General features: G+C 64.9%; 12 protein-coding genes. All 12 read left to right on the top strand.

Annotated features, from left to right (window positions below; genetic code table 11):
• Window positions 1–256 (top strand): flagellin (locus tag AC1DT2_RS09575; protein WP_477296018.1); only part of this gene is annotated, 256 nt, incomplete at its 5' end.
• 108 nt (window positions 257–364) lie between these two features.
• The gene (fliD, locus tag AC1DT2_RS09580; RefSeq protein WP_477296019.1) at window positions 365–1723 is read left to right on the top strand and encodes a flagellar filament capping protein FliD; all 1359 of its coding nucleotides are present in this window, start codon (window positions 365–367) and stop codon (window positions 1721–1723) included.
• A gap of 22 nt (window positions 1724–1745) precedes the next feature.
• On the top strand, window positions 1746–2162 hold the full coding sequence (gene fliS, locus AC1DT2_RS09585; RefSeq protein ID WP_213948724.1) for a flagellar export chaperone FliS: 417 nt from the start codon (window positions 1746–1748) through the stop codon (window positions 2160–2162).
• Window positions 2159–2455: a flagellar protein FliT gene (locus AC1DT2_RS09590; protein WP_082879000.1), complete on the top strand. Its 297-nt coding sequence runs from the start codon at window positions 2159–2161 to the stop codon at window positions 2453–2455. Before fliS ends, AC1DT2_RS09590 begins: the two co-directional genes overlap by 4 nt.
• Window positions 2456–2485: 30 nt before the next feature.
• On the top strand, window positions 2486–3061 hold the full coding sequence (locus AC1DT2_RS09595) for a PilZ domain-containing protein (protein ID WP_063571534.1): 576 nt from the start codon (window positions 2486–2488) through the stop codon (window positions 3059–3061).
• Between the two features lie 290 nt (window positions 3062–3351).
• The gene (locus AC1DT2_RS09600; RefSeq protein WP_213948725.1) at window positions 3352–4773 is read left to right on the top strand and encodes a sigma-54 dependent transcriptional regulator; all 1422 of its coding nucleotides are present in this window, start codon (window positions 3352–3354) and stop codon (window positions 4771–4773) included.
• Between the two features lie 82 nt (window positions 4774–4855).
• Entirely contained in the window at window positions 4856–5185 is a 330-nt protein-coding gene (gene fliE, locus AC1DT2_RS09605; RefSeq protein ID WP_063571536.1) for a flagellar hook-basal body complex protein FliE, read from the top strand.
• Window positions 5186–5221: 36 nt separating this feature from the next.
• A complete protein-coding gene (fliF, locus tag AC1DT2_RS09610; RefSeq protein WP_477296020.1) occupies window positions 5222–6934 on the top strand; it encodes a flagellar basal-body MS-ring/collar protein FliF in 1713 nt (570 codons plus the stop codon).
• A complete protein-coding gene (gene fliG / locus AC1DT2_RS09615; RefSeq protein ID WP_046966184.1) occupies window positions 6924–7937 on the top strand; it encodes a flagellar motor switch protein FliG in 1014 nt (337 codons plus the stop codon). Before fliF ends, fliG begins: the two co-directional genes overlap by 11 nt.
• The gene (locus tag AC1DT2_RS09620; RefSeq protein WP_213948727.1) at window positions 7937–8578 is read left to right on the top strand and encodes a FliH/SctL family protein; all 642 of its coding nucleotides are present in this window, start codon (window positions 7937–7939) and stop codon (window positions 8576–8578) included. Before fliG ends, AC1DT2_RS09620 begins: the two co-directional genes overlap by 1 nt.
• Window positions 8575–9936, top strand: a complete 1362-nt coding sequence (gene fliI, locus AC1DT2_RS09625; protein WP_213948728.1) for a flagellar protein export ATPase FliI — start codon at window positions 8575–8577, stop codon at window positions 9934–9936. Before AC1DT2_RS09620 ends, fliI begins: the two co-directional genes overlap by 4 nt.
• Window positions 9936–10140, top strand: a 205-nt coding sequence (locus AC1DT2_RS09630; RefSeq protein WP_477296021.1) for a flagellar export protein FliJ, incomplete at its 3' end; no start/stop codon positions are given. The genes fliI and AC1DT2_RS09630, both read left to right, overlap by 1 nt.

The raw sequence follows: 10140 nt of genomic DNA on the forward strand, positions 1-10140 counted from the left end.
CATCGATGCCGCCCTGCAGTCGGTCTCCGACCTGCGCTCCACCCTCGGCGCGGTGCAGAACCGCTTCGATTCGACCATCTCCAACCTGCAGAACATCTCGCAGAACCTGACCTCGTCGAAGTCGGCCATCACCGACGCCGACTTCGCCCAGGAAACGGCGAACATGTCCTCGGCTCAGATCCTGCAGCAGGCCGGCGTCTCGGTCCTCGCCCAGGCCAACCAGAGCCAGCAGATCGTCACCAAGCTGCTCCAGTAATAGCTTTGGCAGGGTAATTGCTTAGTTGTCTGCGGCTGGTCCTCGCAAGGGGGCCAGCCGTCGACAAATTGGCGCCCAGGGCAGTGAGGCGTCCCCCAGGAGAGCTTCATGGCCACTACACCCGTCACACTCGGCTCCAGCTCCATCGACGTCGCGTCCATCGTCAGCAACCTCGTTGCTAACAAGCGCGCAGCGACGGACAAGGCGCTGGCCGCACAGGCCACCGACAACACCACCCAGGTTTCCGCGATCGGCAACTTCACGTCATCACTGACGAGCTTGCAGGCCGCGATCAAGGCGCTCACCGACGGTTCCGCGTTCACCACGCAGAAGACCTCGGTCGGCGACTCCACCATCATCGGCGCGAGCGCCGACGCTACGGCCCAGCCGAACGACTACAACATCGTCGTCAGCCAGCTGGCCACCGTGCAGAAGACGACATCCGCAGGCTTTACCGACGCGACCTCCGCCGCCGGTACGGGTACCCTGTCGATCTCCATCGGCGGCAAGTCGATGAACCTCAATGTCACGTCCGGCGCGAATTCGCTGCAGAACATTCGCGATGCGATCAACAAGTCCTCGGACAATCCCGGCGTCACAGCCAGCATCGTTACCGGTACGGACGGCGCCCATCTCGTCCTGACCTCCACCGCGACCGGTGCGGCGAATGCCTTTACGGTTTCCACCAGCGGCGGCGATGGCAACCTGTCGAAGCTGGATTTCGATCCGACGACGGATACGGCGACGACCAAGGCGCAGGACGCGCAGTTCACGATCGACGGTACGCCCGCCACCAGCACGACCAATTCGGTCACGGGCGCTATCGACGGTGTGACCCTCAGCCTGTCGAAGGTCGGCTCCAGCTCGCTGACCATCGCCAACGATCCGTCGGCGGTTTCCGGAGCGCTGCAGAGTCTGGTCACCTCGTACAACGCCTTCGTTTCCACCTATCAGTCCCTGACCAAGTACGACTCGACCACCAACGAGGTCGGTGCGCTCATCGGCGACGCCACGGTGACCTCGCTCAAAAGCCAGGTGACCAGCCTGATCGGATCCCAACTGGCGAGCAATGCGCCGGGTCCGACCTCGCTCAGCAACCTCGGCGTGTCGTTCCAGGTGGACGGTACGCTCGCTTTCGACCCGACCAAGCTGACGGCGGCGCTCGCGTCCGATCCCAAGGCCACGCAGAACCTGCTCAGTGGCGCGAACGGCATCGCGCCGAAGCTCGACGCCATGATCACCAGCTGGACCTCGTCCAGCGGCATCCTGACCGAGCGCACGGCCAATCTGAACCAGAAAGCCAAGGACATTGCGCAGCAGCAGAGTGACTATGACGTCACCATGCAGGACTACACGACGCGCCTGACCACGCAGTACACCGCGCTCGACACCATGATGACCAAGCTGAGCAGCACGAGCAGCTTCCTCCAGCAGCAGTTCGACGCGCTGTCCACGTCGAAGAACTGACCGGAAACCCCAGGACACACATATGGCACTCGGATATTCCCAAGGCGCTGGCGCCTATCAGCAGGTCCGTACCGGCGGCGGCGTCGAAACCGCCGATCCGCACGGCCTTGTGACCATGCTCATGGACGGTGCACTCGAGCGCATTCGTTTTGCACGCGGTTGCACCGTCAACGGCAACGTTGCTGGCAAGGGCGAGGCGATCTCCAAAGCCATCGAAATCGTCGGTGCCCTGCAGGGCGGCCTGAACCACAACGTCGAAACACCCCTGGTCGACCAGTTGGACAGCCTCTACGACTACATGAGTCGCCGGCTGCTTCACGCCAACGTGCATAGCGACATCACCGCCCTGGACGAAGTCAGCACCCTGCTTGGCCAGATCCGCGACAGCTGGGTAGCCATTCCGGTCGAAGCGCGCCAGGTGGCCGGGGCCGGCGCGTGAACGACACCGTCTGGTGCGATCTCGACCGCGTACTTAGCCTCACCGAGTCGATGCACGCGGCAGCGAGCGAAGGGCAGTGGGACGAGCTGGCCACCCTGGAAGCCGAGCGTGAGCCGGTCATCCGCAGCGGCAGCATGCGCGACACCCCCGAATCCATCGAATCGCTCAAGGCGATCATGCTGACCGACGGTCTGATCAAGGACCTGGTGTCCGCCGCCCGCGACGAGGCGGCTGCGGCGTGGGATGCCTCCCGACGCGTGCGCCGGGCCGTCGCCGCGTATAGTTCGTTCTGACCGACATTCCTCTGGCAGGGGGCGCCAAGCATGAGTGACGAAGGCTGGCTGGCATTTTCCGAACGCGTCGCCTGGGACGGGCGCTTCCACGCGACCTGCGAGGCAGGCCCGCGGCCCGAGGCCGCGGCGCTGGCCCTGATCAATGACCGTAATGCCAGTGTCCTCGTCGCGGTGTCTGCCTTGATGGACCGGCGCAGCGAGGCCAGCGAAGACGACAGCCCGCTGACCCAGGAAGTGGCCCGTCTCGACGCCAAGCTCAACGTACTGATGGAAATCGTCAACCGGTTGCTCCTGCCACAAACCGGTTTGCCGTCGCGCATCGCCCTTCGCTTCAACGCCTCCGGGGCTGTCCTGCCCTGGGATGGCCTGCCGCCCGTCGGCCAGCCTGTGCTGCTGAAGATCCACTTCGACGCCTGCCGGGCGCTGCCGCTGGAGTTGCCGGGCGTCCGCCTCGCGGGGCCCACGGATGGCAAGGGCTTCCTCGGCTTCGAGGGGCTTACCGAGCCCGTCCGTGACGGCATCGAGCGGCTGGTTTTTCGCCAGCACCGGCGTCAGGTGGCTGAGGCCCGGGCGCATTCCCGTCCGCAAGAACCCTCGGAAGGGTGAGGTGACATTTTGCGTCACGTGACGTTTGAACGTCGCGTGGCACCCTGCGTCACATTCGTGACGCGTGTCGTCAGCCTTGACGCGGTGCGGCCTCTTCACATGCCCTTGACCTGCCGAAAAGGTTTTCTTCACGGCGGCTGACGCCGCGACATAGCGTGAGTTCTTGCCGCGTCGCGCCGGATTTCCGACGTTGGCACGCTCCTTGATTGATACCTTGCAACGAAGCCGACGGGATTCCACCGCGAATCCTGCTCCGGCCCTTCGATCACACGCAACGTGAGGTATTTCAGGTGAAGTCTTCCAACTTTCTCGTCATCGAATCCGACGCTACCCGCGCAGAGAACATCGTCTCGGCGCTCGCCTTCCTCGGCTACCGTCCGGTGCTGGCGAACCGCATGTCGACATTCGACCCGAACGAGAGCTGGCGCGGTGCCTTCGTCGGTACCGTGGAAGACGAGAGCGAACTGGAAGGTTACCTGGCCAGCCTCGGCCGCCATGCGCGCAACCTGCCGCTGCTGGTGGCCGCCGACTCGCCGATGGCCACACCACTGATTGCCGGCGATGACGCCCGCAGCCAGAACATCGAGCTGATCGACGTGCCGCTGCGTTACGAGCGCCTCTCCGAAGCCCTCCGCGCCCTGCATTCGCGTGTCGAGCCGACCCCGTCCAGCCGTCGTCTCGTCGGCCAGTCCGGTCCGATGCAGCGCGTCAACGCGCTGATCCGCCAGGTCGCACCCTTCGATTCCAGCGTCCTGGTGCTCGGCGAGTCCGGCAGCGGCAAGGAGCTGGTCGCCCGCACCATTCACGACTGCTCGCCKCGCCGCGACAAGCCCTTCGTCGCGATCAACTGCGGCGCCATTCCCGCCGAACTGCTCGAGAGCGAGCTGTTCGGTCACGAAAAGGGTGCCTTCACCGGCGCCATCAGCACCCGCAAGGGTCGTTTCGAGATGGCCGAGGGCGGCACGCTGTTCCTCGACGAAATAGGCGACATGAGCCTGCCCATGCAGGTGAAGCTGCTTCGCGTGCTGCAGGAGCGCGTGTTCGAGCGCGTTGGTGGCAACCGTGCCCAGCGCTGCGACGTCCGCATCATCGCGGCCACCCATCGTGACCTGGAAACCGCGATCGAGCGTGGCGGCTTCCGCGAAGACCTCTTCTACCGCCTGAGCGTGTTCCCGCTCGAGATGCCTTCACTGAGCCAGCGCCTGGAAGACCTCCCGGCCCTGATCTCCGAGTTCAACCAGCGCCTGGTGCAGCGTGGCCTGTCATCCGTCCGTTTCTCGCCGAGCGCCATGAATGCGCTGTGCCAGCACCCCTGGCCGGGCAACGTGCGTGAGCTGTCGAACCTGGTCGAGCGCATGGCTATCCTCATGCCGCACGGCGACGTACGCGCCGCGGACCTGCCGGAAAAGTACCGCGGCGCACAGCCGATGGAAGAAGTCACCGGCGCCGCGCTGATCGCCATGATGGAAGCCGAGCCGGAACCGGTCACCGAGACGTTCGGTTTCGGCGAAAGCGATCCGGCGGTGCTCCCGCTGGGTGGGCTCGACCTGAAGGATCACCTCGCCGGCATCGAGATCGGCCTGATCCGCCAGGCATTGAATTCGGCTAACGGTGTGGTCGCCCATGCGGCCAAGCTGCTTCGCGTGCAGCGCACGACGCTCGTCGAAAAGCTGCGTAAGTACGGTTTGTCCGAGACCGCGCAGGTGGGCTGATCGCCCGCTGCGTGCATCGCGTTCGGTTGGCATAGCTCGTGCATCGAGTGTCAGTAAGCCGATAACGCGTTGGAAAACCGTCATGACCACCATCGATGTCAACAGCCTCCTGCTCCAGATGCGCCGCATCACCGCGCAGAGCGAGATGCCCGCCATTCGTGGCGTGGACGAGGCGGCAGGCGCCGGAAAGAGCTCGTTCGGTGACCTGCTCAAGCAGTCCATCGATGGCGTGTCCAAGAGTCAGGACAAAGCCGAGCAGATGGCGGCAGGGTTTGAACGCGGCGATCCGGGCATCGATCTGGCGCAGGTCATGATCCAGGGTCAAAAAGCCGACCTCTCGTTCCGCGCGATGAATGAAGTGCGCAACAAGATGGTCGATGCCTACAAAGAAATCATGAACATGTCGCTCTAAGCGGCATGCGCCTCCCGAAAGGACTGAAGTCGAACCATGGCAGATAACGGCGTAGCCACCACGGACAAGAACGACGGCAAGCGCATGGACTCGCTGAAGTCGCTGGCGCAGACGCCGGCGGCGCGGCAGATCTTCATGCTCGCCGGTATTGCCGGCGCGGTCGCCATCGGCATCGCCGCGGTGATGTGGTCACGTGCCCCGAACTACGGCCTGCTCTACGGCGGCCTGGAACAGAAAGATGCCGCCGCGGTAACCCAGGCCCTGCAGGCGGGCAACACGCCTTACACGCTCAGCACCGACGGCAGTTCCATCTTCGTGCCGGCCGCCGACGTGGCGGGTGTACGCCTCAAGCTCGCCGGCCAGGGTCTGCCGCAGGGCAGTGGTGCCAGTGCCCTGCCGCAGGCGGATTCCCCGTTCGGCATGAGCGACATGGCCGAGCGCTCGCGCTACCAGTCCATGCTCGAGAGCGACCTCTCCAGCACCATCGCAGGCCTGCAGTCCATCCGTGCGGCACGCGTGCATCTCGCGCTGCCCAAGCCGTCCGCCTTCGTCCGCGACAACAAGCCGGCCAGCGCCTCGGTCGTCGTTTCGCTCTATCCGGGCCGTCAGCTCGACCAGGGTCAGGTGGCTGCGATCGTGCATCTGGTCGCCGCCAGCGTGCCGGATCTCGATACGCGTCAGGTGTCGGTAATCGACCAGGGCGGCAACCTGCTGACCGTGAGCGATCCGGACAGCGCCTCGGCCATCGGCGACAGTCGCCTGCGCCTGTCCAACCGTATCGAAGCAACCTACACGCAACGCGTCGAAGACCTGCTGACCCCGCTTGTCGGCGCTGGCAAGGTACGGGCCCAGGTCTTCGCCGACCTCGACTTCTCGCAGACCGAGAAGGCCAGCGAAACGTTCAACCACGACAATCCGGCATTGCGTAGCGAGCAGACGAACAGCGAAACGCGTACGGATGCCGCGAACAACGGTGGTGTCCCGGGCGCGCTCAGCAACCAGCCGCCTAATACCGGTGCCAATGCGACGGCGGCCAATCCCGCCGCGGGCGGCGCCGCTGGCGCCAAGCCGGGCCAGAATGCCGCCACGCAGACCGCGCAGACGCCGACACAGCAGACGCAGAGCGCCACCCGCAACTTCGAACTCGACCGCACGGTCAGCCATGTCACCGATCCCGCCGGCAAGGTCGCGCGTCTGTCGGTCGCCGTGGTGGTCGACAACAAACAGGTCCCGGACAAGGACGGCAAAAGCAAGAGCGTGCCGTTCACGACGGAAGAAATCGCCCGCCTGACCGAACTGACCAAGAACGCGGTCGGCTTCAGTGCCGCGCGCGGCGACAGTGTCAGTGTGATCAACGAAGCGTTCCATGGCGTCACCGCCGAGGACGAACCGCAGTCCACGCCGTTCTGGGAACGCCCGGGCATGCTCGACCTGATCAAGCAGGGCCTCGGCGTGATGATCGCCCTCGTGGTCGGCTTCTTCGTGCTGCGTCCCATCCTCAAGGGGCTGCTCAAGCCGGCACCGATGATGATGAACAACGTAGCGCTCGCCGGGCCGATGCCGACGGTGTCGGTCATGGTTGACGATGACGACATGACGCCGGACCGGGTAAGCACGTCACCGCAGTTGGGCTCGCCCGCGCTGCTGGCTTACGAACAGAAGGTCAGCCTGGCCAAGCGCATGGCCGCCGAGAATCCTAAACAGGTCGCGCAGGTCGTGAAGAGCTGGGTATCCGACGATGGCGCTTGAACCGAAAGACGCCCTGACGGGCGCGCAACGGGCCGCGATCCTCCTGCTCACCCTGGGTGAGGAAGACGCCGCTTCGATCCTCAAACACCTTGGCGCACGCGACGTGCAGGCCGTCGGCACGGCCATGGCCGCGTTGAAAAACGTGTCCAAGGAACAGGTCGAAACCGTCCTGACCAAATTGCAGGAAGATGTCGGCCAGCACACCTCGATCGGCGTCGGAACCGAGGAATACATCCGCCGGATCCTGGTCAACGCGCTGGGCGAGAACAAGGCGGGCGGCCTCATCGACCGCATTCTCCTTGGCCGCAGCAGCAAGGGCCTGGAATCGCTGAAGTGGATGGAGAGTCGCGCCATTGCCGAGATGATCGGCCAGGAGCATCCGCAGATCATCGCGCTGGTCATGGCTCATCTCGAAGCCGACCAGGCCGCCGAAGTGATCGGTTACCTGCCAGCGCGCACGCGCAGCGATGTGGTCATGCGCATCGCCACGCTGGATGGCGTGCAGCCGCATGCCCTGAACGAGCTCGATGAAATCATGGAGCGTCAGTTCTCGGGCAACTCCAACAAGCTCAAGTCGGCCAGTGTCGGCGGCCTCAAGGCGGCAGCAGACATCCTCAACGCGATGGAAACCTCGCGCGAAGCCGAACTGATGGCGTCCATTCGCGGTATCGATACGGGTCTTGGCGAGCGTATCGAAGAGCTCATGTTCGTCTTCGACGATCTTGCCGATCTTGATGATCGCAGCATGCAGACCTTGTTGCGCGAAGTGCCGTCGGCTCGTCTCATCACCGCCCTCAAGGGCGCGGAGACGGCCATCCGAGAGAAAATCTTCGCCAACATGTCCAAGCGCGCCGCCGACATGCTGCGCGACGACCTCGAGGTCAAGGGTCCCGTTCGCCTCTCCGAGGTGGATGCGGCACAGAAAGAAGTGCTGGCCACGGCGCGTCGTCTCGCTGACGCGGGCCAGATCAATCTCGCCGGTGGCGGGGAAGAATTCGTCTGATGAGTCTCACCTCGATCCTTGCCCGGGAACGCGTCGACCAGTTCGAGCGATGGGAGCTGCCGGTCGTGGGTGGCCCGGATCCGCATGTCGCCCGCCCGGAAGTCGAGGACGAAGGTCCGCATCGTCCGACCGTGGCCGAGATCGAAGCGATCGAGCGCCAGGCGCGCGAAGAAGGCTTCAATGCGGGCCTCAATGAGGGCCGCGCCATGGCCAAGCGAGAACTCGCCGAGCAGGTGGCGCGACTGGAGGCACTTTTTGCCGCCGTTGAACGCCCGTTTGCCGAACTCGATCACGAGGTCGCAGGTGACCTCGCGGTCCTCGCAACGGTGATCGCCGAGCGCGTCCTCGGTTATGAAATCACCACGCAGCCGGAAAAGATCCTCGACGTTGTCCGCCAGGCCGTCGATGCGCTGCCCGCTGCGACGCGTCACCTCAAGATTCACCTCCATCCCGCCGATGCGACGTTGGTTCGCGAACACCGGGTTGGTCTCGATCATGAAGGGTCGATCGTCGACGATGCCGCGCTGGAGCGTGGCGACGTGCGCCTGGAAAGCGAGCAGTCGCGACTCGACGCTCGGGTACGCACGCGCCTTGCCGCTGTGATCGACAGCGTGCTCGAAGGCCAGGTCGATCCGTCGTGACGGCTGAGAGCCACACCGCCGCCCGCATCGCGCATTGGCGCGAGTCCCTCGCCGCCCAGCGTGCAAATGCCGAGCGTGTGCGTCCGCTGCAGGCGGAAGGGAAGCTGCGGCGTGTCGTCGGGCTTACACTCGAAGCCGTCGGTTGCGAAGCGCCGGTCGGCGCCCGTTGCATGGTCGCCGGTGCCGACGGCAGGCAACTCGAAACCGAGGTGGTCGGCTTCTCCGACGGTCGTCTGTTGCTTATGCCAACGGGTGAAATGCATGGCGTGCTGCCCAACGCGCGCGTGACGCCGGTGGCTGCCATCTCCGGTGTGCCGGTGGGCAACTCGCTGCTGGGCCGCGTCATCGGTCCGGACGGCGCGCCGCTGGATGGTCTGGGGCCCTTGCTGGCGCGCGAGCGTGCGCCGCTGCGTCGCGATCCCATCAATCCGATGATGCGCCGACCTATCGATACGCCACTCGATGTGGGCGTGCGGGCGATCAACGCCCTGCTCACCGTCGGCCGCGGTCAACGTATTGGTCTGTTCGCCGGCTCGGGCGTCGGTAAATCCACGCTGATGGGCATGATGACCCGCTTCACCGATGCGGACGTGGTCGTGGTCGGCCTTATCGGCGAGCGCGGTCGCGAAGTGAAGGAATTCGTCGATCACACACTCGGTGAGGAGGGTCGCCGCCGCGCGGTGGTCGTCGCCGCGCCAGCCGATGCGCCGCCACTCAGTCGCCTGCGTGGTGCGCAGGTCGCTACGGCGGTGGCGGAACATTTTCGTGACCAGGGTCTGCGTGTGCTCCTGCTGATGGATTCGCTCACCCGTTACGCCCAGGCGCAGCGTGAAATTGCGCTGGCTATTGGTGAGCCGCCGGCGACCAAGGGTTACCCGCCGTCGGTCTTCGCCATGCTGCCCGCGCTCGTCGAGCGAGCCGGCAACGACGCCGAGGGTCGTGGCTCCATTACGGCGTTCTACACGGTCCTCACCGAGGGCGACGACTATCGTCATGATCCGATCGCGGATGCGGCCCGCGCCATTCTCGATGGTCATATCGTGCTCTCGCGCGATCTGGCCGAGGCCGGCCACTACCCGGCGATCGACATTGAAGCGTCGATCAGCCGCGTCATGCCGGCCGTGGTCAGCAAGGACCACATGCGTTCCGCGCAGCGCTTCCGACAGGTCTATTCGGCATATCGGCAGCAGCGCGACCTGATTGCCGTGGGCGCCTACCAGAAGGGCAGTGATCCACGAACGGACGAAGCGATCGCGCTTTATCCGCGCCTGTCGGCCTTCCTCCAGCAGGAAACCGACGAGCCGGTGAACCTCGCCGATGCCGAATCCGGCCTCGCTGACACGACGAAGACCAACTGATGCCATCCCGCGCCGACCGCCTGCAACCTGTCGTCGATCTGGCCGAAGAGAAGGCCGAGGACGCCGTACGCGTGCTTGCCACGCAGCAGCGTGCGTTGGCCGATGCCGAGCACCAACTTGTCGAGTTGCGCAAATACCGCAATGAGTACGCCGAGATGCCGGACGGCATCGGCATCACCGCGTTGCTCAACCGGCAGCAGTTCC

This window comes from Luteibacter sp. P4_E6 (assembly GCF_056401535.1).